Consider the following 24,834-nt stretch of genomic DNA (forward strand, 5'->3'; position numbering starts at 1 on the left):
GTTCGAAAAAAATGGATAGACAATCGTCTATCCATTTTTTTCGAACATTTCTTCAGGCAGGAGGGAAATTTTTTGGAAGGAATATTACCCCTTTATAAACCCAAGGGAATGACTTCACATGATTGTGTTTTTAAACTTCGGAAAATCTTAAAGATGAAGAAAATTGGTCACACAGGAACCTTAGATCCTGATGTCACAGGTGTATTGCCAATTTGTTTGGGAAGAGCGACAAAAATAGCGGAATACATTACAGATGCAGGAAAAGCTTATGAAGGCGAAGTAACCATTGGTTATTCTACGTCTACAGAAGATTTTTCTGGTGAAATCATTGATAAAAAGGAAGTAAAACAGCCTATCTCAAGGGAAAAAATCTTAGCTGTATTGGCCAAGCTAACAGGTGAAATCTCACAAACTCCACCAATGTATTCAGCTGTAAAAGTTAATGGGAAAAGACTTTATGAATACGCAAGACAAGGAATAACGGTTGAAAGGCCAACAAGAAATGTCACGATTTATTCCATTGAACTTTTAGATGACCGTGATATTTTTGCTGGAGAAACCATTCAATTTCGCTTTAGAGTTGCTTGCAGTAAAGGGACATATATTCGAACATTAGCAGTCATGATCGGTGAAGAGCTTGGTTACCCAGCCCATATGTCGAATCTTGAGAGAATTCAATCTGCTGCATTCACATTACAAGATTGTTTGACATTTGAAGAAATCGAAAATAGGACAGGTCAAGGAACAATTTCTGAATCTATTCACCCTCTTGAAACTGCGCTCTCTCATTTGCCGAAATATACAATAAATGATACATTAGCAAAGAAAGTGAAAAACGGAGCCGTTTTACAAATCCCAGATTTTTTAATAAAAGTTAAAGGTCCCATTGTTCTCGAAACAGATTCTGGCTTGGCACTTGCCATATATGAACATCACCAGCAGAAGCCTGGTTTAATGAAGCCAGTTAAGGTTTTACGAAATGACTAGTAGTATTTAGGTTCTGATAGAAAAAAGGTGAATCAGCATGGAAATTATTTTTATTAACCATCCGCATCAAATGAAGAGTAATGAAAATCCAGAATTAGCAATGGCATTAGGGTATTTTGATGGTGTACATCTAGGACATCAAAAGGTGATCTTACAGGCAAAAGCAGTTGCAGAAGAAAAAGGGTATAAAAGTGCTGTTATGACTTTTGATCCTCATCCATCCGTTGTTTTAGGGAAAAGTGAAAGGCATGTTGAGTACATAACTCCTTTAAAAGATAAAATCAATATTATGTCGAGTTTAGGTATTGATTATTTATATGTAGTAAATTTCTCCCGGGAGTTTGCGAATTTATTGCCGCAAGAATTTGTAGATCAATATTTAATTGAATTGAATGTTCAGCATGTTATTGCAGGATTTGACTATTCTTATGGCAGAATGGGAAAAGGGACGATGGAGACATTACTATTTCATTCCCGGAATAAATTCGCTTATACGGTTGTCCCTAAATTATCTTCTAATGATGATGAAAAGGTTAGCTCGACATTGATTCGATCTTTAATCCATGAGGGAAAGATGGACAAGATACCGTCAATACTTGGTAGATCCTATACGACTACAGGTACAGTTATTCATGGGGATAAACGGGGAAGGACAATCGGGTTTCCAACAGCTAATATTGATTTACTTGGTGAGTATTTAATTCCACCAATTGGCGTTTATTGTGTTCGCTTATTTGTAGATGGAATTTGGTATGAAGGTGTATGTAATATTGGCTATAAGCCTACCTTTAATAATGAATTATCTCAAAAACCATCAATTGAAGTGCATATTTTTAATTTTGATCAAGATATATACGGGCAGGAAGTTACAGTAGAGTGGCATTTGCATTTAAGAAAAGAACAGAAATTTTCTGGAATAAAAGAACTTATTGCTCAAATAGAAAAAGATAAAAAGAAAGCTCTTGACTACTTTGATAAAAATAATGTTTAGCCTTGCATTTTGTCATAAAAAGTTGTATTCTTATTAACGTATCAAAAGAACCATTGCTTGGCAAGTCGAGTCACCGACGCTTGCTCAGTAATAGGGGATTGAAAATAGGAGGTGAATCGGATGGCAATCACTAAAGAACGTAAAAATGAACTAATCAATGAGTATAAAACTCATGAGAATGATACTGGTTCTCCAGAGGTTCAAATCGCTGTCCTTACAGAAGAAATTAACAAATTGAACGATCATTTACGTACTCATAAGAAAGATCACCACTCACGTCGCGGTCTTTTGAAAATGGTAGGTAAACGTCGTAACCTGTTAACTTACCTACGTAACAAAGATGTACAACGTTACCGTGTGTTAATTAATAAGTTAGGTTTACGTCGATAATTAGAGAAGCGGGATTTTTCCCGCTTTTTTATTAGCTTAAAAAGAACACTTGTTTACATACATAAAGATTGATTTTAACTTATAATAAAAATGTACATACTAGTTATACACATATATTTATTTTTTTAGAGCATTTATGCTTTTTAATAAATTAGGTTTAAGGTTTAGGGTTCCAAGACTATTCGCTAAACCTCCATTGTGAAAAGGTAGAGAGGGGTTACAAATATGGGACAAGATAAACATATTTATTCTATAGATTGGGCTGGACGCAAGTTATCCGTTGAAATTGGACAATTGGCAAAACAAGCAAACGGAGCTGTTTTAGTTCGTTATAATGATACAGCAGTATTAAGTACAGCAACAGCATCTAAAGAACCGAAAAATTTAGATTTCTTTCCATTAACAGTAAATTATGAAGAAAGATTGTATGCAGTTGGTAAAATTCCAGGCGGTTTTATTAAGAGAGAAGGCCGTCCTAGTGAAAAAGCAATTTTAGCTAGCCGTTTAATTGATAGACCTATTCGTCCATTATTTGCTGATGGTTTTCGTAATGAAGTACAAGTCGTTAGTATGGTCATGAGTGTTGATCAAGATTGTTCATCAGAAATGGCTGCGATGTTTGGATCATCTTTAGCACTATGTCTATCAGATATTCCTTTTGGCGGGCCAATTGCCGGTGTTAGTGTTGGCCGAGTAGACGGAGAATTTATTATAAATCCAACAGTTGATCAAGCAGAAAATAGTGATATCCATTTAGTTGTAGCGGGTACGAAAGATGCCATTAACATGGTTGAAGCGGGTGCTCATGAGGTACCTGAAGAAGTAATGCTTGAAGCAATTATGTTCGGTCATGAGGAAATAAAGCGTTTAATCGCTTTCCAAGAAGAAATTGTAGCTGAAATTGGTAAAGAAAAACTTGAAATCGTCCTATATGAACTAGATCAAGATTTAGAAGCTAAGGTTCGCACTCTTTGCGAAACAGAAATGATTACAGCTATTCAAGTTCAGGAAAAACATGCTCGTGAAGCTGCTATTAAAACAGTTAAAAATGATGTAATAGCTAAATTTGAAGAGCTGGAAGCAAGTGATGATGACCTGAAACAAGTGAGACAAATTCTTGATAAGATTGTGAAGGGTGAAGTGCGAAGATTAATCACAGAAGAAAAGGTACGCCCAGATGGACGTGGACTTGATGTAATTCGCCCACTTTCTTCAGAAGTTGGTCTTTTGGCACGAACTCATGGTTCAGGATTATTTACTCGCGGACAAACACAAGCTCTAAGCGTGTGTACATTAGGAGCGCTGGGTGATGTTCAGATTCTGGATGGATTAGGAATTGAAGAGGAAAAGCGGTTTATGCATCATTATAATTTTCCTAATTTCAGCGTCGGGGAAACTGGACCTATGAGAGGGCCTGGCCGCCGTGAAATTGGCCATGGTGCATTGGGGGAACGTGCATTAGAGCCAGTAATTCCATCTGAAAAGGATTTTCCTTATACAGTACGTCTAGTGTCTGAAGTATTAGAATCTAATGGTTCTACTTCTCAGGCAAGTATTTGTGCAAGTACTCTTGCCATGATGGATGCTGGTGTTCCGATTAAAGCTCCAGTAGCGGGTATTGCTATGGGTCTTATCAAATCTGGTGAGCATTATTCTATCTTAACTGATATTCAAGGTATGGAAGACCATTTGGGAGATATGGACTTTAAGGTTGCTGGTACGTCAAAAGGAGTAACAGCACTACAGATGGATATAAAAATCGAAGGTCTTTCTCGTGAAATATTAGAAGAAGCACTTCAGCAGGCTAAAAAAGGCCGCATGCAAATTCTAGATTCTATGCTAAGTACACTTGCCAAGCCAAGAGTTGAGCTTTCTAAATATGCTCCGAAAATTTTAACAATGAAAATTAATCCAGATAAGATTCGCGATGTCATTGGGCCAAGTGGAAAGCAAATTAACAAGATAATCGAAGAAACTGGTGTAAAAATTGATATCGAGCAAGATGGTACAGTGTTCATTTCTTCAACAAATGAGGAAATGAACCAAAAGGCTAAGAAGATTATTGAAGACATTGTTCGTGAGGTTGAAGTTGGACAAATGTATCTTGGAAAAGTAAAACGAATTGAAAAATTCGGTGCATTTGTAGAAATATTCAATGGCAAGGATGGACTTGTGCATATATCTGAGCTTGCCGAAGAACGTGTTGGTAAAGTTGAGGATGTAGTATCAATTGGTGATGAATTGCTTGTGAAAGTAACTGAAATTGATAAGCAAGGCCGTGTAAATTTATCTCGTAAAGTCGTTCTTCGTGAACAGCGTGAGCAAAAGGAAAAAGCCGGGCAGTAAGATAATAAGCCCAATTAATTTAATATGATATGAAATGCAGAGTCAGGGGGGCCCCTCCTGACTCTTTCCATATACATACTAAAAAACAAGGATTTTGCTAAAAGTAGCTCGTTCTACCTTGTCCTTACTAAACATATTGTTTAGTGAAGGAGGCATGTTAGGTGAAGAAAATAACGAGTTTCAGCATTATTTTTATATTTGCAATTTATCTTGTCAATAATCCGTTAACGAACCAATATGTTATAGGATTAAAGTCAGATTCTATTATTGTAATGAAGCAAAAAGATGTATTATTCAAAGAAATTGAAAGTAAATCAGAAGATTATTATATTCCACCCCAGGATGCAAAAATTGATCGTGTCTGGAAAGCGATTCCCGGACTAAATGGGTTAAAAGTAGATATAGAAGCTTCCTATAAAAAGATGAAGCCAAATGGAGTATTTAGTGAGGAAAAATTGGTTTTTCATCAAATACAACCAAAAGTCAATTTAAGCGATTTGCCGCCTAACCCGATATATAAAGGACATCCAGATAAACAAATGGTTAGTTTATTAATAAATGTGGCATGGGGAAATGAATATTTAACAGATATGTTAGCAACGCTGAAAAAACATAATGTTTCTGCTAGCTTCTTTTTAGAAGGAAGATGGGCTCAAAATAATCCCGAGTTAGCAAGAATGATTGAGGCTGCTGGACATGAAATCGGTAACCATTCCTTTACACACCCAAATATGGAGATAATATCTTCAAGCAAAACAAGAGAAGAAATACAAAAAACAAATGAAGTGATAAAGGCAATTACCGAAAAGCCAATTAAATGGTTTGCTCCCCCGAGTGGAAGTTATAGAAATGAAACCGTCCAAATTGCAGCTGAGGAAAAACTAGGAACAGTGATGTGGACAGTAGACACAGTAGATTGGAAAAAACCATCTCCTGAACAATTATTGAATCGTGTCATGAGCAAAGTTGACAATGGGTCCATGATATTAATGCACCCAACGGATCCAACAGCAAAATCATTAAATCAATTAATTTTGCAGCTTAAACAAAGAGGTTTTCAAATCGGTACCGTATCGGAACTTTTAAGCTCAGAAAGAACGATAGATTATTATCATTTAGGAAAAGGTAATAATGAAGAAACGAACTAACTTGATTCTCGCTTTGTCATAGGAACAGGAGGAAATTATTTGATTAAGAAATATACATGCCAAAATGGAGTAAGAGTCGTATTAGAAAATATTCCAACCGTTCGTTCTGTTGCAATTGGTGTGTGGATTGGGACAGGATCTCGCGATGAAAATCTTAAGAATAATGGGATTTCACATTTTCTAGAACATATGTTTTTTAAAGGTACAAAAACAAGGACCGCTAGAGAAATTGCCGAATCATTCGACAGCATTGGTGGTCAAGTGAATGCTTTTACATCAAAGGAATATACTTGTTATTATGCAAAAGTTCTTGATACTCATGCAGATTTTGCACTTGAAGTATTAGCCGATATGTTTTTTAATTCTACCTTTGTGGAAGAAGAACTAAATAAAGAGAAAAATGTAGTCTATGAAGAAATAAAAATGTATGAGGACACTCCTGATGATATTGTGCATGATCTACTTAGTAAGGCGGTCTATGAAAATCATCCTCTTGGTTACCCTATTTTAGGTACTGAAGAAACATTAACTACATTTAATGGGGATAAACTAAAAGAATATGTTCATGATATGTATACGCCTGATAAAGTGGTCGTTTCAATTGCAGGAAATATTTCCGATTCCTTCATTCGTGAAGTTGATAAATATTTTGGTTCATATGAGGGTGGCAAACACGATAACGTCGAACAAAATCCTACATTCCACTCTAATCGCATTGTTCGAAAAAAAGAAACAGAGCAGGCTCATTTATGCATTGGTTTCGAGGGTCTTCAAGTTGGACATGATGATATGTATAACCTAATTATTTTGAATAATATTCTGGGCGGCAGTATGAGCAGTCGTTTATTTCAAGATGTCAGAGAGCAAAGAGGTCTTGCCTATTCAGTTTTTTCTTACCACTCAGCTTACAAAGATACTGGGATGGTGACTCTTTATGGTGGAACAGGAGCAAAGCAATTAGATCTTTTATTTGACACAATGCAGGAGACACTAAGAATTTTGAAAAAAGAAGGCATTACAGCAAAGGAATTAAAAAATAGTAAAGAGCAGCTAAAAGGAAGTCTTATGCTAAGTTTGGAAAGTACTAATAGCAGAATGAGCAGAAACGGGAAAAATGAGCTCCTGCTTGGAAGACATCGATCTTTAGATGAAATTCTTGAACAAATTGATGCAGTTACGAAACAAGGTGTGGATGAAGTGGCTAATTCAATATTTACAGATAACTATTCAATTGCCCTTATTAGTCCTGATGGAGAATTACCGAAAAATATATAAATATTAATTGAAACAGTCTATATGATTTTATAGGCTGTTTTTATTTTGGAAAATTAAGTATATCTTTCTTGAGTTAGAGAACTGTCTAGCTTCACAAGGAACGCTTCGACTGCGTATACATCGTACGACTAAAAGCGATAGCTTTTAAGAGGAGCGCCTACCCCCGACGTACAGAAGGTACTAGTGTCGACAATGCGATAGGACGTCGCGTTTTTGTCGATCTCGAGGTCACAAGCCAATCCCCCTAGAAAAGTAAAGAGCACCTTTCCGTGAAGTTCGTCTTGCGCTTTTCTTAGTCTAAAAGCTTTTTTTCTATGATATGAATATATAGAGGAAAAGGAATGGAGGGGATAAGGATGAGACTTAGTGAACTAAGCGGAAAAGAAATCGTTGATGTAAAGAAAGCAGAAAGATTAGGTGTTTTGGGTCAGACCGATCTTGAAATTAATGAAAAAAGTGGACAAATACAAGCATTAGTCATCCCATCTTTAAAATGGTTCGGACTCAAGAGACAGGGTGAAGAAATAAGAGTACCTTGGAGTCATATAAAAAGGATTGGATCTGATATGATTATTTTAGATATGCCGGAGGAGGAGTAAGCAATAACTGATCCTTAATTGAATAGATAATCTGTTTGGGGTTGCCTCATAAGTCTATATTATGACTGTGAGGAAGCCCTTTTCTTTTTGTGGAAAACTCACCGAATCACGCTACCATACATAAGATGTTGAAGTAGTTAATATAAACAATACCTGTTCATTCTTTAGAAGAAGGTGAGGGTTTCATGCTTACAGACGTACAAATCGCTGTCATCGGCGGTGATGCTAGGCAGTTAGAAATCATTCGGAATTTAACCGAACTCGATGCCAAGCTTTCATTAATTGGCTTTGAACAATTAGACCATGCCTTTACAGGGGCTGTCAAAGAAAAAATAGATGAAGTGGAGTTTTCAAATAAAGATGTTGTTATATTACCAGTGCCAGGTACAAGTCTAGATGGTCAAATAGAAACGATATTTTCTAATGAAAAGGTCATATTGAGAAAAGAGATGCTATTGGAAACACCTCCACATTGTACAATTTACTCTGGAATTAGCAATTCATATCTAGACAGTATTACAAAACAAGCTAATAGACGACTCGTTAATCTATTTGAACGTGATGATGTTGCGATCTATAATTCAATACCAACAGTTGAAGGAACTATAATGATGGCTATTCAGCATACTGATATAACCATCCATGGATCAAACATTACAGTTCTTGGTCTTGGAAGAGTAGGAATGAGTGTGGCTAGAATCTTTGATGCACTTGGAGCAAAAGTAAAAGTAGGTGCAAGGAAATCAGAACATATAGCAAGAATCACTGAAATGGCGCTGACCCCTTTTCATTTGAATGATTTGGAAAATGAAATTAAAGACGCTGATATTTGCATTAATACAATTCCTCATTTGGTTGTTACGGCCTCTGTTATTGCAAGGATGCCCGTTCATACATTAATTATCGATCTTGCCTCTAAGCCTGGGGGAACAGATTTCAGATATGCAGAAAAAAGGGGAATCAAGGCTTTGCTTGCCCCTGGATTACCTGGAATTGTTGCTCCGAAAACAGCAGGAAAAATATTAGCGAAAGTTCTTTCTCAGCTAATTCAAGATGATGTGAAAATCCGAAAGGGGAATAATAAATGAGTTTAAAAGGAAAACGTATTGGCTTTGGTCTAACAGGGTCTCATTGTACGTACGATGAGGTATTCCCGGAAATTGAGAAACTTGTTCACTCAGGAGCTGAGGTACTTCCGGTTGTTACGTTCACAGTGAAAAGTACTGAAACAAGATTTGGAAAAGGTGAAGATTGGGTTCAAAGAATTGAAGATTTGACAGGGAATAAAGTGATTGACTCGATTGTAAAAGCTGAGCCACTTGGTCCCAAGATACCATTGGATTGTATGGTTATTGCACCATTAACAGGTAATTCCATGAGTAAGTTTGCTAATGCCATGACAGATTCTCCAGTTTTAATGGCAGCTAAGGCAACATTAAGAAATCAGAAGCCCGTAGTTTTAGGAATCTCAACGAATGATGCACTTGGATTAAATGGAGTTAATTTAATGAGACTAATGGCAACAAAAAACATTTACTTTATTCCATTTGGTCAGGATGATCCTATAAAGAAGCCGAATTCCATGGTTGCAAGAATGACTGCACTCACAGAAACAATTGAGACAGCCATAAATGGCAGGCAATTACAGCCAGTTATTGTTGAGAAATATAAAGACGAAAAGTAACCCCTGATTTTTCTAGCAAAAAAGTTTATTACTTTAAAGAATGAATATGTTAAAATGGATTTTATTATAAGAAAATTCATTATGTTTTTTATTGTGCTTTTTGCTAGAAAAATATTTTTATTTGAGAGGGGAAATTATTTATGGAACAGAAAAAAGGATTTCATGTTGCAGTATTAGGCGCTACGGGTGCAGTTGGCCAACAAATGATACAATCATTAGAGAAAAAGGATTTCCCTATTTCGAAGTTAACATTACTTTCCTCTGCCCGTTCAGCAGGAAGTACAGTTCGATATAAAGGTGAAGAGTTAACAGTACAGGAGGCAACATCAGAAAGCTTTGCAAATGTGGATATTGCACTATTCAGTGCTGGCGGAAGTGTGTCAAAAGAATTTGCACACTATGCGGTCGCACATGGAGCCATTGTTGTAGATAATACGAGTGCCTTCAGAATGGATGAAAATGTTCCACTAGTAGTTCCTGAAGTGAATGAAGAAGATATCCATAATCATAAAGGAATCATCGCTAATCCTAACTGTTCGACCATTCAAATGGTCGTTGCACTTGAGCCTATCCGTCAAAAATTTGGTCTTAAAAAAGTGATTGTTTCTACTTATCAAGCTGTTTCAGGATCAGGTGCTGCTGCAGTTGAAGAACTCCAAGAGCAAACAAAAGCGATATTAAATGAAGAGCCATATGAACCAGCCATTCTTCCTGTAAAAGGAGATAAAAAACACTATCAAATTGCATTTAATGCTATTCCACAAATTGATAAATTCGTCGAGAACGGATTTACTTTTGAAGAGATGAAAATGATTAATGAAACAAAGAAAATCATGCATCTTCCTGAACTTCAAGTAGCCGCTACTTGTGTTCGATTACCTATTGCAACTGGTCACTCCGAATCAATTTATTTTGAAGTGAATGATGAAGGAATTAGCTCTCATGAAATTAAAGAATTGCTAAAAGATGCACCAGGAATTGTTTTACAGGATGATCCAGAAAATCAAATATATCCAATGCCTGCAGATTGTGTAGGAAAAAGTGATGTGTTTGTTGGTCGGATTCGAAATGATTTAGATAACTCAAAAGGTTTTCATATGTGGGTCGTTTCTGACAATCTGCTTAAAGGAGCAGCATGGAACTCTGTTCAAATTGCAGAGAGTTTAATTAATCTTGGTTTAGTAAGGTAAGATAAAAGACTTTCATTTAAGCATACAATTTCTTTGGTGGTGTGAGCATAGCCAAGCATTAATAAACTATATCTAATTGACCTTTTACTCATAACTATTCGACACAATTATTATATATAGCAAAGCTCCGCACCTTCAATGAATACAAAGAAGAGATTTTTATTGAGGTGTAGCAATGAAAATAATTGTACAAAAATATGGGGGTACATCTGTTCGTGATGAAGCTAGTCGGGAATATGCATTAAAGCATATCAAAAAAGCATTGTCTGATGGCGGTAAAGTAGTTGTTGTTGTATCAGCCATGGGTAGAAAAGGAGATCCTTATGCAACTGATACTCTTTTATCCTTGGTTGATACAAAAAAAACGATAATTAATAAGAGAGAAAGTGATCTATTGCTTTCTTGTGGAGAAGTCATTTCTAGTATTGTTTTTACGAATATGCTTTTAGAGAACGGGATTCATGCAACAGCTTTAACTGGCGCACAGGCAGGCTTTCGGACTAATAATGAACATACAAACGCTAAGATTATTGATATGAAATGTGATCGGTTATATAAAGAGCTTGAAGTATACGATGTCATTGTTGTTGCAGGATTTCAGGGCATTGCCAAAAATGGGGATGTGACGACGATAGGGAGAGGTGGAAGTGATACTTCTGCAGCGGCTCTAGGTGCTGCATTAAATGCAGAATGGATTGATATATTTACGGATGTTGATGGTATCATGACAGCTGATCCTCGTATTGCTGAAAATGCCCGTCCTTTATCTGTTGTAACTTACACAGAAGTGTGCAATATGGCCTATCAGGGGGCAAAGGTTATTCATCCACGTGCAGTGGAGATGGCTATGCAGGCAAAGATCCCAATTCGAATTCGTTCAACCTATAGTGATCATTTAGGTACTCTCGTTACAACACTAAATAAAGAACGAAAAGGGATAGATTTTAGGGAACGAATTGTAACAGGAATTGCCCATCTTTCCAACATTACGCAAATTAAAGTTCAGGCCAAAAAGGATCAATATAATTTGCAGGCTGAAGTATTTAAAGCAATGGCTAATGAAGGAATTAGCGTGGACTTTATCAATATTTATCCCAATGGTGTTAATTATACTGTGACTGAAGAAATGACAGAAAGAGCCATTGAAATTTTGAAAGACCTAGGCCATAATCCTTTAGTGGAGACGGAGTGTGCAAAGGTATCCGTAGTTGGAGCTGGTATGCAGGGTGTACCAGGCGTGGCATCCAAAATTGTTACAGCCTTATCTGAGCAAGAAATAAGAATTTTGCAATCAGCGGATAGTCATACTACCATATGGGTGCTAGTAAAGCAAAATGATCTAATTAAAGCAGTTAATGCTTTACATGATGCATTCCAATTAGAAAAAGATCATTCCTTGTACGAGAAAACAGATATTTAAAGTAAGTAAAGGGAGTGTAGTAATGATTCAATTTGGCCGGATTTCAACTGCGATGGTTACGCCATTTGATAAAAAGGGACATATTGATTTTCCAAAAACAACACAGCTAATAAATTATTTACTTGAAAACGGAACTGAGTCCCTTGTTGTTGCAGGAACAACTGGTGAATCTCCTACATTATCGAAAGAGGAAAAATTGGCTTTATTCAAGCATGTTGTGAAAGTAGTTGACAATAGAATTCCAGTTATAGCAGGAACTGGTGGCAATGACACATACGCTTCAATTGAATTAACGAAAAAGGCAGAACAAATTGGTGTTGACGCTATTATGGTAGTTGCACCTTATTACAATAAGCCAAATCAAGAAGGGCTTTATCAGCACTTTAAAGAAATTGCTGAAAATACCAACCTGCCAATAATGATTTATAATATTCCTGGGAGGACTGCAGTTAATATTGCCCCAGAGACGATCATTCGTCTTTCAAACATTTCCAATATTGTCGCTGTCAAAGAAGCAAGCGGCGACTTAAATGCAATGGCAAAAATTATCGCAGGAACGGATGATCACTTCCTTTTATACAGCGGTGATGATGGATTAACGATTCCGGTTATGGCAATAGGTGGAAAAGGTGTGGTTTCTGTTGCTTCTCATGTAATAGGAAATGAGCTTCAGGAAATGGTTCAGTTATTTATGGAAGGTCAAACAGATAAAGCTGCAAAGCTCCATCAGAAGCTTTTACCAATCATGGAAGGCCTTTTCGCCGCACCTAATCCAGCACCAATAAAAACGGCTCTTCAACTTAAAGGATTCGATGTTGGTTCTGTCCGTTTACCATTAGTTCCGTTAACAGAGGATGAAAGAAAAACTTTATCAGCACTTCTAAACTAGAAAAAGAATCCAATAGAGCCAATCAGTTTTATGACTGATTGGCTTTTCCGTGCCGGGGGTGAACACTAAGGAAAGCTACTATGATTAATCATCGCAGGAACAATCTGTACTTTGATTGTTCCGAAGGCGTTTCCGCTTTTCTTCTTGTCATAATTTTCTTCCTTCAAGTATAATATTGGTAACTGATCTATGGTCGGCCCAACTGAATGTAGGAGGAAATTAAAATTGAACAATAGAAAGAACGAAAGCATTAAGTTAATGGCACTAGGAGGAGTGGGAGAGTTCGGCAAAAATATGTACCTTGTGGAAGTAGATGGGGACATATTCGTATTAGATGCAGGACTTATGATCCCAGAAAATGAAATGTTCGGAATTGATATCGTGATACCTGATTTCACGTATCTTACTCAAAATAAAGATAAGGTAAAAGGAATCTTTTTGACACATGGTCATGAAGATCATATTGGAGCCTTATCCTATATTTTAAGAGAACTTCATGTTCCAGTTTATGGAACGAAATTAACACTTGCTTTAGTAAAAGCAAAAATGAAGGAGCAAGAATTTAAAGGGCAAGCAAATTTAATAGAAGTTCAATCCGATTCAATTATTTCATTTCAATCAGCAGACGTGTCTTTTTTTTATACGACTCATAGTATTCCTGATAGTGTTGGTGTTTGTATACATACTTCTGAAGGAATTATCGTATACACAGGTGATTTTAAATTTGATCAAGCAGCAACGTCGTATTATAAACCTGAAATAGGCAAGATGGCTCGAATTGGAGAAGAAGGTGTTCTCTGTTTATTATCTGATAGTACTGAAGCGGAAAAGCCAGGATATACTCAATCTGAAGCCAAAGTAGTGAGTCAAGTCACAGATGCATTTTGTCATGCAACGGGAAGAATAATTGCCGCGTCATTTGCATCTGATTTAATAAGAATCCAGCATATTTTTGATGCTGCCTATAAAAGTCGCAGAAAGGTAGCTGTGGTAGGGAAATTTACACAAACTGCATATGACATAGCTCTTCAGCTAGGTTACTTGCATGTGCCTGAAGATTTAATTATCCCAATCACTGAAATGAATCAATATCCTGATGATGAAATCGTTATATTGACGACTGGATTGCAAGGTGAACCAATTGAAGTTTTACAAAAAATGGCTAAGCAGACACATAAACAAGTAAATATTAAGAACGGGGATACGGTAATATTAGCTGGAACACCTCTAAGAGGCAGTGAGGTTCTTATTTTTAAGACGATTGATATGCTGTATCGAGCAGGTGCGTCTGTTATTTCTGGAAAAGGTACTTTTAATACATCAAGTCATGGAAGCCAAGAAGAGCTAAAATTTATGATTAATTTAATGAATCCAAAATTCTTTATACCGGTTCATGGAGAATTTCGAATGCTAAAAGCTCATGCAAAGATAGCAAAAGAATGTGGTTTATCTGCTGAGCAAATATTCATTCCTGAAAAAGGAGAAGTTGCAGAAATTAAGGATGGAAGGTTACGTCCAGCAGGCCGAATTCCTTCTGGAAATATCCTTATCGATGGCAGTGGTGTAGGGGATGTAGGTAATATTGTTTTAAGGGATAGGAAGCTTCTTTCACAAGATGGAATACTGCTTGTTGTAGTAACATTGAGTAAAAAAGAAAAGAAAATATCAGCAGGGCCTGAAATAATTTCAAGAGGCTTTGTATATGTTAGAGAATCAGAAGAACTTCTTGTGGAGGCAACGAGAAGAGTTCGTGAAATTGTGGAAAGCAGTATTAATAGAGAGTCATTTGATTGGTCTTGTATTAAGCAGGATATGAGAGATGATTTGAATCAATATTTATTTGATAAAACTAAGCGTAGACCAATGATACTCCCAATCATAATGGAAGTATAAAATTGCTCAAAAAATGGAACAGCTAATAGCTGTTCTATTTTTTTTTAGATAATTTTTACTGAAGTTAGCTTGCGCATTTCTTTATAAAATGACTTTCCGAATGAAAATGCTCTAGAAGTCTCATACTAAATTTATATGGCTTTTTATGGTTTAGATATTTTTGACGTCGCGATATAAGCGTGATCAAATTGGGAAATATCTGCCCGTAAATAATATTAATTGCCTATTTAAGTAAATATGGCTTGAAGGGAGCATCCAGCAATGAATGATGATTTAAGACAAAACGGATCTGAGAATGAAGAGCAGGAGAAGCCAAAAGAAGGGCAATCATCAGGTCTAATTGAAAAGATTCAGCAGCTTGGTCAAACGAATGTCCCACAGCTTTCTCAGGATTCGAAAATACACTGTTTAACAATTGTTGGCCAAATAGAAGGACATCTTCAGCTGCCTCCTCAAAATAAAACGACGAAATATGAGCATTTAATTCCACAAATTGTTGCAATCGAACAAAACCCAAATATAGAAGGGTTATTAGTTATATTAAATACAGTAGGTGGTGATGTAGAGGCAGGCTTAGCGATTTCGGAAATGCTTTCATCTTTATCAAAACCAACCGTTTCGATTGTATTAGGGGGAGGGCACTCGATTGGTGTTCCAATCGCTGTTTCCTGTAACTATTCCTTTATCGCAGAAACTGCAACAATGACTATACATCCTATAAGGCTAACTGGACTAGTCATTGGAGTTCCTCAAACATTTGAATACTTAGATAAAATGCAGGAACGGGTTATTAATTTCGTCACAAAGAACTCTAATATTACTGAAGAAGTTTTTAAAGAATTAATGTTTGCTAAAGGAAATCTAACAAGAGATATTGGAACAAATGTAGTTGGCAAAGATGCTGTAGAATTTGGCTTAATTGATAGTGTTGGTGGAATAGGTCCAGCCATGAAAAAGTTAAATGAACTGATAGAAATTAATAAGAAGAATGAAGGGATTGTCCAATGATTCTTTACACTATGATGCCACAAGAGCTGATTTACCAACCTGAACCAGTTGAATTTGATAGACAAAAGCTGATAACTTATAACGGAATTCCACTATTAGTACAAATGGATGAGGGGCAAACCTGTACGGTCATTCGCGTGATGAGTAGTAATCCAGTCCACTACATGAGTGCAACATGTTTTCCTGGTGCAAAAATTACATTATCATAACAGTGATACGTGCAATGTGTTATAATAGACATAACTTCTAGGCAGCCAAAATATGGCTGCTTTATTCTTTCGTTAACAATTATTCTAACTACTACAAATTCAAATGCATGTTTCGTACATCTTTTGTTTAAGATGGGAATAAGCAGATAATAACAGGTGATTAAATGGCCAAAAAAAAGAGAAGACAATCTAGGAAAAAAGAGAATATTAAGTCGACAATAAAGTATGAATTACTTGGGCTCGCGCTCATTGCTTTTGCTGCTATTGCAATGGCAGAGCTAGGTGCAGTTGGAAAAGCCGCAGTATTTTTCTTCCGTTTTTTCTTGGGAGAATGGTATATGTTAGGCTTAGTAGGTGTAGTTGTTTTTGCGGTCTATTTAATGTGGAAAAGAACGGTACCCTTTTTTCTTAGCACAAAATTAATTGGGATATATCTTATTGTAAGTTCATTACTACTTCTTAGCCATGTAACACTCTTTCAATTGCTGTCTAATGGAGGGAAATTTCAAGATCCAAGTGTGATTGCAAACACATGGGAGCTGTTCTGGATGGAAGTAAATGGGGAAACAAGTACAAAGGATTTAGGCGGCGGGATGATCGGGGCCGTTTTGTTTGCATTGTTTTATTATTTATTTGATGAAGCGGGAACAAAAATTATTTCAATGGTTCTCATTATAATAGGATTCATCCTATTAACTGGAAAAACATTTGGTGAGGCTTTAGGTAAAATACTAAGTGCTACTTGGAATTTTTGTAAAAGGCAATGGAATGGTTTTAAAAATGATTTAAAAGATTGGAAAGGAAATAAAAAGGAAAAAAAATCTGCTAGACAAGCCCGCATTGAAGAAAATCGAATTAATGAAGTGGAAGATAAGCAAACTGAACCTGTCATAAAAATAAATAGAGCTAGTGAAGAAATGGAAGAACATAAACGTGAGCCGATCATTTCTAGTTTTGCTGAAAAAGCTTACCATGAATCGAGTCCAGGAGAGGCTATAAATCGAACGAAAGAAGCAAAGAAAACGGAAGTGGAATCTGATTCAGAGCCCCCAATAACATTTACAGAAATTGAAAACATGGATTATGAATTGCCACCTGTTAGTTTATTGAAGCTTCCGCGGCAAACAGACCAAAGTGGAGAATATGAATTGATTCATGCTAATGCAGCTAAGTTAGAAAGAACTTTTCATAGTTTTGGTGTAAAAGCAAGGGTAACTCAGGTCCATCTTGGACCTGCCGTTACCAAATATGAGGTCCACCCTGATGTTGGGGTAAAGGTTAGTAAAATTGTCAGTTTACATGATGACCTAGCATTAGCACTAGCGGCAAAGGATATTCGTATCGAGGCTCCGATTCCTGGAAAATCAGCTATCGGGATTGAAGTTCCAAATTCAGAGGTAGCAATGGTTTCTTTAAGGGAAGTCATTGAAGCGACGCAGTATGAAAAACCTGACTCGAAATTATTGATAGGACTTGGACGTGATATTACAGGTGATTCTGTACTTGCAGAATTAAATAAAATGCCGCATCTACTTGTTGCTGGTGCGACAGGAAGTGGGAAAAGTGTATGTATTAACGGCATTATCACAAGTATTTTAATGAGGGCTAAGCCACATGAGGTCAAATTAATGATGATTGATCCAAAAATGGTTGAATTAAATGTTTATAATGGTGTCCCTCATTTATTAGCACCTGTAGTGACTGATCCTAAAAAAGCCTCACAAGCATTAAAAAAAGTTGTAAATGAAATGGAAAGACGATATGAATTATTCTCTCATACTGGAACTAGAAATATTGAAGGCTATAATGAATATGTGAAAAGGCATAATGAAACAGAGGATGGTCAGCAGCCATTATTGCCTTTTATTGTCGTAATCGTAGATGAGTTAGCTGATTTAATGATGGTAGCATCCTCAGATGTGGAAGACGCTATTACTAGATTAGCACAAATGGCTCGTGCTGCTGGAATTCATTTAATCATCGCCACACAGCGTCCGTCTGTAGACGTAATTACTGGAGTCATTAAAGCAAATATTCCATCTCGAATTGCCTTTGCTGTATCTTCTGCAACTGATTCTAGAACCATTCTAGACATGGGAGGAGCAGAAAAATTACTCGGAAGAGGGGATATGTTATTTCTCCCAGTCGGTGCGTCCAAACCTGTTCGGATTCAAGGTGCATTTTTGTCAGATGAGGAAGTTGAAGAGATCGTAAATTTTGTTATCGATCAGCAAAAAGCACAATATCAAGAAGAAATGATTCCTGATGATATTCCGGAAACGATGACTGAAGTGGATGACGATCTTTACGATGAAGCGGTAGAACTCATTTTGGAAATGCAAACGGCATCTGTTTCCATGCTTCAGCGTAGATTTAGAATTGGTTATACGAGAGCAGCAAGGCTGATTGACGAAATGGAGGCAAGGGGAATTGTTGGCCCTTATGAAGGAAGCAAGCCAAGAGCTGTTTTATTAGGAAAGCCTTCTGAAGAAGCAAGCTCTTAATTTTGATGAATATTTATTCTTTGGACCCGTCCTAGGATGGGTCTTTAATTTTTTGCTAATAGGAATATTTAAGTTTATTAGCGTACTAAAGTAAAGTGTGTGTTCAATTAAATATCTGCTAACAAGATCGCATAAGAAAAACTAAGGCATTCGCCAAAACGGACTTGGCGAATGCCGAGTTTTTCCAACTTATTATTAAGGGTATGATGAAAATAATGAAGAATCCTGGATCAGGATGAATTTAGGAATAAAAATGAATGGGTATAAGGATTCAAATTATTATCGTTTTCTTCTTACGTTTTTGGTACTTTTCGATAAATACTATTTCATTATTGAGTGAAAAATGGTATAGTATTTTCGATTAGTAGGAATGATTGAACATCAGAGGTCTGATGTCTTTGAGAAAAATGGTTGGAGGAACCTGCATGTCAATAAAGTCAGATAACCGACATTTATATTTACAAGTGATCGATCGTTTAAAGCAAGATATAGAGAAAGGTGTTTATAAAGAAAAAGAGAAACTCCCTTCTGAATTTGATCTTGCTAAACAGCTAGGAGTAAGCAGAGCAACACTTAGAGAGGCTCTTCGTATTCTTGAAGAAGAAAACGTTATCATTCGCCGCCATGGTGTTGGAACATTTGTAAATGCTAAGCCCTTATTTACATCAGGAATCGAGCAACTAAATAGTGTTACTGACATGATATTACAAGCAGGTATGAAGCCTGGGACCATTTTCTTGAGCTCAGCAACAATGGGTCCGACCGAAGAGGATATCCGCCGTTTTTCATGCTCCACGGATGAGGAAATTGTAGTAATTGAAAGGGTAAGAACAGCAAATGGTGAGCCTGTTGTTTATTGTATCGATAAAATTCCAAATCGAATTCTAGCTGATACATTTTCTAGAGAACAGGAATCAATATTCGATATCCTTGAAGTTAAAGCGAATCGAAAAATTACCTATGCTATTACCCAAATTGTGCCACTTGGCTACCATGAAAAAGTTTCCCCTATTCTGGAATGCGATCCTGAAACTGCATTGCTTGTATTAAAGCAAATGCATTTCGACGAAACGGATGAGCCCATTCTTTACTCGGTCAACTACTTTAGAGCTGATAAGTTCAGCTTCCATGTCTTAAGAAAAAGAATATAAAATAGTTCATGGAAATTGGACAAAAACGACTCTTAAAGGATTTCTACTAAACATGATAAAAAACTTAGGGGGTACATACCTTGAAAAAGCGTAAATTTGGTTTAGCACTGTCACTTGTACTTGCTGCTGGAACGATTTTAGGGGCTTGTGGAAAGGGCGAAGAGAAAGAAGAAGGCACGGCTAACGGAGGAGACAAAGAAAGTAAGTTTTCTGTTGCCATGGTTACAGATGTAGGTGGAGTAGATGATAAATCATTTAACCAATCTGCATGGGAAGGTATTAAAGAGTTTGGTGAGAACAATGGAATGGAAAAGGGAAAAGGCGGCTTTGATTATCTTCAATCTAAATCTGATGCTGACTATGCTACTAACTTAAACAAACTTTCACGCGAAGGCTTTAATTTAGTATTTGGTGTTGGTTTCCTAATGGAAGAAGATATTAATACAATTGCTGGTCAGCAAAAAGATACTCAATTCGGTATCATCGATGGTGTTGTAGATCAGCCAAACGTTGTTAGTATTATGTTCAAAGAGCAGGAAGCTTCATTCCTAGCTGGTGTTGCAGCAGCAAAAGCAACAAAAACAAACCAAATTGGTTTCATTGGCGGAATGGAAATTCCAGTTATTGAGCGTTTTGAAAGTGGTTTTCTTGCTGGAGTACAAGCTGTAAATCCTGATATTAAAGTAAATGTTAAATATACAGGTGCATTTGATAAAGCTGAGCTTGGTAAAACAACTGCTGCACAAATGTATTCTTCTGGTATAGACGTAATCTTCCATGCTGCAGGCGGAACTGGAAATGGATTATTTACTGAAGCAAAAGATCTTAAGAAAAAAGACCCATCTAGAGAAATTTGGGCAATCGGTGTTGACTCAGACCAATCTGCTGAAGGTGTAGTTGAAGTAGATGGCAAAAAACACAATGTAATCTTAACTTCTGCAATGAAGGGTGTAAAAACAGCAGTAATCGATATTTCAGAAAAATCTAAGGCTGGTAACTTCCCAGGCGGAGAAACATTGACTTATGGTTTAGCTGAAGATGGTGTTAGCTTAGCACCTCTAAATGAAGAAGTTGCTAATAAGGCTGACATTGAAAAGGCTGTTAATGAGTGGACAGAAAAGATCAAGAACGGAGATATCACTGTTCCTGGAACGAAAGAAGAACTAAAAAGCTTCAAAGCTGAATAATAAGAAATGAAAAAAGGAATAAGCGGGTTTGATAAGCCGGCCCCTTATTCCTTTTTTTAAATCAGTAAATCAAGTGACAATAATTTAGTAAATAAAAACTTAATTGAAGTGTAGAATCTGTTCTGCATTTCACTTAGGATTTTATTTAAATAATGAAATAAGGGTCACGCAATTAAGATCGTTTTATTTAAAGCTTACAACTTTGTAAATGAGTAAGTTGTAATTATCATAAAGGTCTGACATCTTACTGCTAAATGTTTCCTTTTATTTTGAGCTAGGAGTGAAAAAAGATGGAATATGTAATTGAGATGCTCAATATCCGTAAGGAGTTTCCGGGGATTGTTGCAAACGATAACATTACCCTACAACTGAAAAAAGGTGAAATTCATGCATTATTAGGTGAAAATGGTGCGGGCAAATCAACATTAATGAATGTTCTTTTCGGTTTATATCAGCCGGAAAACGGTGAAATTCGTGTTAATGGCGAACCAGTAAAAATTACGAATCCTAATATTGCTAATGATCTAGGAATCGGAATGGTGCATCAGCATTTTATGCTAGTTGAGCCTTTTACAGTGACTGAAAACATTATTTTAGGAAAAGAAACAACGAGTGGCGGAAAAATTGATATTAAAAACGCTGAAAAAAAAGTTCGTGAAATTTCTGAGAAATATGGTCTTGCTGTTGATCCACAAGCAAAAATTTCAGACATATCTGTTGGCATGCAGCAAAGAGTAGAAATACTAAAAACTCTTTACCGCGGTGCTGAAATTTTAATATTCGATGAACCAACTGCTGTATTAACCCCTCAGGAAATACATGAGCTCATTCAAATCATGAAGACATTAATTAATGAAGGTAAATCCATTATTCTGATTACGCATAAATTAAAGGAAATTATGGAAGTGTGTGATCGAGTAACGGTTATTCGTAAAGGTGTAGGCATTGGTACTGTAAATGTTAGTGAAACGAATCCAAATGAGCTAGCAAGCTTAATGGTTGGACGAGAAGTTACTTTCAAAACTGAAAAAATACCAGCAGATCCAAAACAAAATGTTTTAGATATTAAAGATCTTCATGTTAAAGATTCCAGAGGATTGTCTGCAATCAATGGTCTCGATCTCCAAATTCGGGCTGGAGAAATCGTTGGTATTGCAGGGGTAGATGGAAACGGTCAGACTGAATTATTAGAAGCAATTACAGGGCTGCGTAGATCTGAAAGCGGTTCAATTATGATCAATGGAAAGAATATACGAAATCACTCACCTAGAAAAGTAACAGAATCTGGAGTGGGGCATATCCCTCAAGACCGTCATAAGCATGGACTAGTGCTTGATTTTCCAATTGGAGAAAATATGGTTTTGCAAACATACTATCAAAAGCCATTTTCAAATAAAGGTGTCTTAAATTTTAAGGAAATTTATAAGAAAGCGAATAGCCTGATTAAAGAATTTGATGTTCGAACTCCTAGTGAATTCACATTAGCAAGAGCATTGTCGGGTGGGAATCAGCAAAAGGCAATAATTGGTCGTGAGGTTGATCGAGATCCGGACTTGCTAATTGCGGCACAGCCAACTCGTGGACTTGACGTTGGAGCCATTGAATTTATTCATAAACGTCTAATTGAGCAGCGTGATCATGGAAAAGCTGTATTGCTTTTATCCTTTGAGCTTGATGAGATTATGAATGTAAGCGATCGCATTGCTGTTATTTACGAAGGTAAGATAGTAGCAATTGTAGATCCAAAACAAACGACTGAACAAGAATTAGGGTTATTAATGGCTGGTTCTCAACGGAAGGAAGCGGGTGAAGAAGCAAATGTCTAATCGTTTTAAAAATCTCATTGTTCCTGTTCTTGCTGTTGTACTCGGCATGCTTGTCGGTACAATTATCATGCTTGTAACGGGTTATGATGCTGGTGCAGCATTTAGCGCCCTTTTTGAAGGAGCATTTGGTGATATTTATTATACTGGAGAAACCATTCGACAGGTAACACCATATATCCTTGCTGGACTTGCTGTAGGGTTTGCATTTAAAACTGGACTATTTAATATAGGTGTAGAAGGTCAACTCATTGTTGGCTGGTTAGCGTCGGTATGGGTAGGTGTTGCCTTTGATCTACCGAAAATCATTCATTTGCCATTAGCTGTATTAGCTGCTGCAGCGGCTGGAGCTCTTTGGGCATTTATTCCTGGCTTTTTGAAAGCTAGGTTCAGAGTCCATGAAGTTATCGTAACGATTATGCTAAACTATGTCGCTTTACATTTATCAAATTATCTTATAAGAACCGTATTATCAGAAAAGAGTGACAGAACACCCAACATTCATGATACTGCTTCATTAAAATCACCTTTTCTAGAAGGATTGACAGATTATTCTCGTTTACATTGGGGAATCGTTATTGCGCTCATCTGTGTATTTATCATGTGGTTTATTCTTCAAAAAACAACATTGGGCTACGAATTAAAGGCTGTTGGATTTAATCAGCATGCTTCTGAATATGCTGGAATGAATGTTCGAAAAAACATTATTTTATCAATGGTCATTTCAGGTGCATTCGCTGGACTTGCAGGTGCAATGGAAGGTTTGGGGACTTTTGGATATGCACCGGTTAGGGGCGGATTTACTGGAGTTGGATTTGATGGAATAGCTGTTGCCCTATTGGGTGGTAGTGCTCCTATCGGAATTGTATTAGCTGCACTGCTTTTTGGTTCTTTAAAAGTGGGAGCTTTAAACATGCCACTTGAAGCAGGTGTGCCAAATGAGCTTGTCGATATTATCATTGCTTTAATCGTATTCTTCGTTGGAGCAAGCTATATGATCCGTATTTTTATCGAACGACTCAGCAAGAAAAAGGGGGTGAAATAAGTGGACATCATGAATCTTCTAGTTATCATCGTATCTTCAACAATGCTTTGGGCTGCACCACTTATTTTCACTGCATTAGGTGGTACCTTTTCTGAACGTTCCGGAGTTGTTAACATTGGATTGGAAGGGTTAATGGTTATTGGCGCTTTTACTGCAATTGTTTTTAATTTAACCTTTGCAGATACTTTTGGAGACTTGACCCCTTGGATTTCATTATTAGCAGCCATGGTTGTAGGAGCTCTTTTGTCTGTTCTTCACGCTGTGGCATCTATAACATTTAGAGCTGATCAGGTTGTTTCTGGGGTAGCTATTAACTTATTAGCACTTGGATTGTCCTTATTCCTTGTCAAATTTATTTATGGAAAAGGTCAAACAGATGCGATACAAAAATCTTTTCACAAGGTTGATATTCCTTTTTTAAGTGATATCCCAGTAATTGGGGATATATTCTTTTCAAACACGTACTATACATCCTTTGTGGCAATTATTGTTGCTTTTATTGTTTGGTATGTTATTTTTAAAACGCCATTCGGATTAAGGCTGCGTGCAGTCGGGGAACACCCTATGGCAGCTGACACAATGGGAATTAATGTAACAAAGATTCGTTATATTGCAGTTATTCTATCTGGTGCACTTGGCGGAATAGGAGGCGGAGTTTATGCTCAATCCATTACTTCTGATTTCAGTCACGCAACGATTAGCGGACAAGGATTTATGGCACTTGCAGCTATGATCTTCGGTAAATGGCATCCTTTAGGTGCGATGGGGGCTGCATTGTTCTTCGGATTTGCACAAAGCTTAAGTATTATTGGTTCAAGCTTACCATTCTTAGAAAATATTCCGAATTTCTATTTATTGATTGCACCATATGTCCTGACTATTCTTGCATTAACAGGATTTATCGGCCGTGCAGATGCACCTAAAGCATTAGGTACTCCTTATATAAAAGGAAATAGGTAATAGTCAAAAAAGACCTCTAAAAATATTATAGAGGTCTTTTTTGTTATTTCATTCCAGTTCCCAACTTGAAAATAAGAAATAGGGCAGGTTATAGTTAGAATATGATTAATTCAAGGGAGATTGTAGACAATAACC

General features: G+C 36.7%; 21 protein-coding genes. All 21 read left to right on the top strand.

Features of this window, described 5'->3' with window-relative positions:
* The first annotated feature begins 72 nt into the window (after positions 1 to 72).
* The 21 genes from truB (at position 73) to FSZ17_RS10215 (ending at position 24,699) form a co-directional block, all read left to right on the top strand.
* Positions 73 to 987, top strand: a complete 915-nt coding sequence (gene truB / locus FSZ17_RS10115) for a tRNA pseudouridine(55) synthase TruB (RefSeq protein WP_057769911.1) — start codon at positions 73 to 75, stop codon at positions 985 to 987.
* Between the two features lie 37 nt (positions 988 to 1,024).
* Positions 1,025 to 1,978 carry a bifunctional riboflavin kinase/FAD synthetase gene (gene ribF, locus FSZ17_RS10120; protein ID WP_057769912.1) on the top strand — a complete coding sequence of 318 codons (954 nt, stop codon included), beginning with the start codon at positions 1,025 to 1,027 and terminating at the stop codon, positions 1,976 to 1,978.
* A gap of 120 nt (positions 1,979 to 2,098) precedes the next feature.
* Entirely contained in the window at positions 2,099 to 2,368 is a 270-nt protein-coding gene (rpsO, locus tag FSZ17_RS10125; protein ID WP_057769914.1) for a 30S ribosomal protein S15, read from the top strand.
* 225 nt (positions 2,369 to 2,593) lie between these two features.
* The gene (gene pnp, locus FSZ17_RS10130) at positions 2,594 to 4,714 is read left to right on the top strand and encodes a polyribonucleotide nucleotidyltransferase (RefSeq protein WP_057769915.1); all 2,121 of its coding nucleotides are present in this window, start codon (positions 2,594 to 2,596) and stop codon (positions 4,712 to 4,714) included.
* A 161-nt stretch (positions 4,715 to 4,875) separates the two neighbouring features.
* Positions 4,876 to 5,862, top strand: coding sequence for a polysaccharide deacetylase family protein (locus tag FSZ17_RS10135; protein ID WP_057769917.1), 987 nt, complete (start codon positions 4,876 to 4,878; stop codon positions 5,860 to 5,862).
* Between the two features lie 39 nt (positions 5,863 to 5,901).
* A complete protein-coding gene (locus FSZ17_RS10140; RefSeq protein WP_057769918.1) occupies positions 5,902 to 7,137 on the top strand; it encodes a M16 family metallopeptidase in 1,236 nt (411 codons plus the stop codon).
* Between the two features lie 356 nt (positions 7,138 to 7,493).
* On the top strand, positions 7,494 to 7,736 hold the full coding sequence (locus FSZ17_RS10145) for a YlmC/YmxH family sporulation protein (protein WP_057769919.1): 243 nt from the start codon (positions 7,494 to 7,496) through the stop codon (positions 7,734 to 7,736).
* A 185-nt stretch (positions 7,737 to 7,921) separates the two neighbouring features.
* On the top strand, positions 7,922 to 8,824 hold the full coding sequence (gene dpaA / locus FSZ17_RS10150) for a dipicolinic acid synthetase subunit A (RefSeq protein ID WP_057769920.1): 903 nt from the start codon (positions 7,922 to 7,924) through the stop codon (positions 8,822 to 8,824).
* A complete protein-coding gene (gene dpaB, locus FSZ17_RS10155; RefSeq protein WP_057769922.1) occupies positions 8,821 to 9,420 on the top strand; it encodes a dipicolinate synthase subunit B in 600 nt (199 codons plus the stop codon). Before dpaA ends, dpaB begins: the two co-directional genes overlap by 4 nt.
* Before the next feature lie 140 nt (positions 9,421 to 9,560).
* A complete protein-coding gene (gene asd / locus FSZ17_RS10160; RefSeq protein WP_057769923.1) occupies positions 9,561 to 10,610 on the top strand; it encodes an aspartate-semialdehyde dehydrogenase in 1,050 nt (349 codons plus the stop codon).
* A 175-nt stretch (positions 10,611 to 10,785) separates the two neighbouring features.
* Entirely contained in the window at positions 10,786 to 12,030 is a 1,245-nt protein-coding gene (gene dapG, locus FSZ17_RS10165; protein ID WP_057769925.1) for an aspartate kinase, read from the top strand.
* Positions 12,031 to 12,052: 22 nt separating this feature from the next.
* Complete coding sequence (dapA, locus tag FSZ17_RS10170) at positions 12,053 to 12,919, top strand: 4-hydroxy-tetrahydrodipicolinate synthase (protein WP_057769926.1); 867 nt, start codon at positions 12,053 to 12,055, stop codon at positions 12,917 to 12,919.
* Positions 12,920 to 13,144: 225 nt separating this feature from the next.
* Positions 13,145 to 14,812, top strand: coding sequence for a ribonuclease J (locus tag FSZ17_RS10175; RefSeq protein WP_146846436.1), 1,668 nt, complete (start codon positions 13,145 to 13,147; stop codon positions 14,810 to 14,812).
* Between the two features lie 261 nt (positions 14,813 to 15,073).
* On the top strand, positions 15,074 to 15,820 hold the full coding sequence (locus FSZ17_RS10180) for a ClpP family protease (protein WP_057769928.1): 747 nt from the start codon (positions 15,074 to 15,076) through the stop codon (positions 15,818 to 15,820).
* The gene (locus FSZ17_RS10185) at positions 15,817 to 16,029 is read left to right on the top strand and encodes a YlzJ-like family protein (protein WP_057769931.1); all 213 of its coding nucleotides are present in this window, start codon (positions 15,817 to 15,819) and stop codon (positions 16,027 to 16,029) included. The genes FSZ17_RS10180 and FSZ17_RS10185 overlap by 4 nt, the downstream gene beginning before the upstream one ends.
* Positions 16,030 to 16,193: 164 nt before the next feature.
* Entirely contained in the window at positions 16,194 to 18,533 is a 2,340-nt protein-coding gene (locus FSZ17_RS10190) for a DNA translocase FtsK (protein WP_057769933.1), read from the top strand.
* A 425-nt stretch (positions 18,534 to 18,958) separates the two neighbouring features.
* On the top strand, positions 18,959 to 19,684 hold the full coding sequence (locus FSZ17_RS10195) for a GntR family transcriptional regulator (RefSeq protein ID WP_057769934.1): 726 nt from the start codon (positions 18,959 to 18,961) through the stop codon (positions 19,682 to 19,684).
* An 80-nt stretch (positions 19,685 to 19,764) separates the two neighbouring features.
* On the top strand, positions 19,765 to 20,871 hold the full coding sequence (locus FSZ17_RS10200) for a BMP family lipoprotein (protein ID WP_057769935.1): 1,107 nt from the start codon (positions 19,765 to 19,767) through the stop codon (positions 20,869 to 20,871).
* A gap of 290 nt (positions 20,872 to 21,161) precedes the next feature.
* The gene (locus FSZ17_RS10205; RefSeq protein WP_057769936.1) at positions 21,162 to 22,697 is read left to right on the top strand and encodes an ABC transporter ATP-binding protein; all 1,536 of its coding nucleotides are present in this window, start codon (positions 21,162 to 21,164) and stop codon (positions 22,695 to 22,697) included.
* Positions 22,690 to 23,739: an ABC transporter permease gene (locus FSZ17_RS10210; protein WP_057769939.1), complete on the top strand. Its 1,050-nt coding sequence runs from the start codon at positions 22,690 to 22,692 to the stop codon at positions 23,737 to 23,739. The genes FSZ17_RS10205 and FSZ17_RS10210 overlap by 8 nt, the downstream gene beginning before the upstream one ends.
* A gap of 9 nt (positions 23,740 to 23,748) precedes the next feature.
* Positions 23,749 to 24,699: an ABC transporter permease gene (locus tag FSZ17_RS10215; protein WP_407643444.1), complete on the top strand. Its 951-nt coding sequence runs from the start codon at positions 23,749 to 23,751 to the stop codon at positions 24,697 to 24,699.
* Positions 24,700 to 24,834 lie beyond the last annotated feature (135 nt).

It is taken from the genome of Cytobacillus dafuensis (genome assembly GCF_007995155.1).
In the GTDB taxonomy this organism is placed as follows: domain Bacteria; phylum Bacillota; class Bacilli; order Bacillales; family Cytobacillaceae; genus Cytobacillus; species Cytobacillus dafuensis.

Excerpts from the sequence above, each read along its gene's own strand:
- ribF (WP_057769912.1), top strand. The coding sequence starts at position 1,025 with ATGGAAATTATTTTTATTAACCATCCGCATCAAATGAAGAGTAATGAA.
- rpsO (WP_057769914.1), top strand. The coding sequence starts at position 2,099 with ATGGCAATCACTAAAGAACGTAAAAATGAACTAATCAATGAGTATAAA.
- pnp (WP_057769915.1), top strand. The coding sequence starts at position 2,594 with ATGGGACAAGATAAACATATTTATTCTATAGATTGGGCTGGACGCAAG.
- FSZ17_RS10145 (WP_057769919.1), top strand. The coding sequence starts at position 7,494 with ATGAGACTTAGTGAACTAAGCGGAAAAGAAATCGTTGATGTAAAGAAA.
- dpaA (WP_057769920.1), top strand. The coding sequence starts at position 7,922 with ATGCTTACAGACGTACAAATCGCTGTCATCGGCGGTGATGCTAGGCAG.
- dpaB (WP_057769922.1), top strand. The coding sequence starts at position 8,821 with ATGAGTTTAAAAGGAAAACGTATTGGCTTTGGTCTAACAGGGTCTCAT.
- asd (WP_057769923.1), top strand. The coding sequence starts at position 9,561 with ATGGAACAGAAAAAAGGATTTCATGTTGCAGTATTAGGCGCTACGGGT.
- dapG (WP_057769925.1), top strand. The coding sequence starts at position 10,786 with ATGAAAATAATTGTACAAAAATATGGGGGTACATCTGTTCGTGATGAA.
- dapA (WP_057769926.1), top strand. The coding sequence starts at position 12,053 with ATGATTCAATTTGGCCGGATTTCAACTGCGATGGTTACGCCATTTGAT.
- FSZ17_RS10180 (WP_057769928.1), top strand. The coding sequence starts at position 15,074 with ATGAATGATGATTTAAGACAAAACGGATCTGAGAATGAAGAGCAGGAG.
- FSZ17_RS10185 (WP_057769931.1), top strand. The coding sequence starts at position 15,817 with ATGATTCTTTACACTATGATGCCACAAGAGCTGATTTACCAACCTGAA.
- FSZ17_RS10190 (WP_057769933.1), top strand. The coding sequence starts at position 16,194 with ATGGCCAAAAAAAAGAGAAGACAATCTAGGAAAAAAGAGAATATTAAG.
- FSZ17_RS10195 (WP_057769934.1), top strand. The coding sequence starts at position 18,959 with ATGTCAATAAAGTCAGATAACCGACATTTATATTTACAAGTGATCGAT.
- FSZ17_RS10205 (WP_057769936.1), top strand. The coding sequence starts at position 21,162 with ATGGAATATGTAATTGAGATGCTCAATATCCGTAAGGAGTTTCCGGGG.
- FSZ17_RS10210 (WP_057769939.1), top strand. The coding sequence starts at position 22,690 with ATGTCTAATCGTTTTAAAAATCTCATTGTTCCTGTTCTTGCTGTTGTA.
- FSZ17_RS10215 (WP_407643444.1), top strand. The coding sequence starts at position 23,749 with ATGAATCTTCTAGTTATCATCGTATCTTCAACAATGCTTTGGGCTGCA.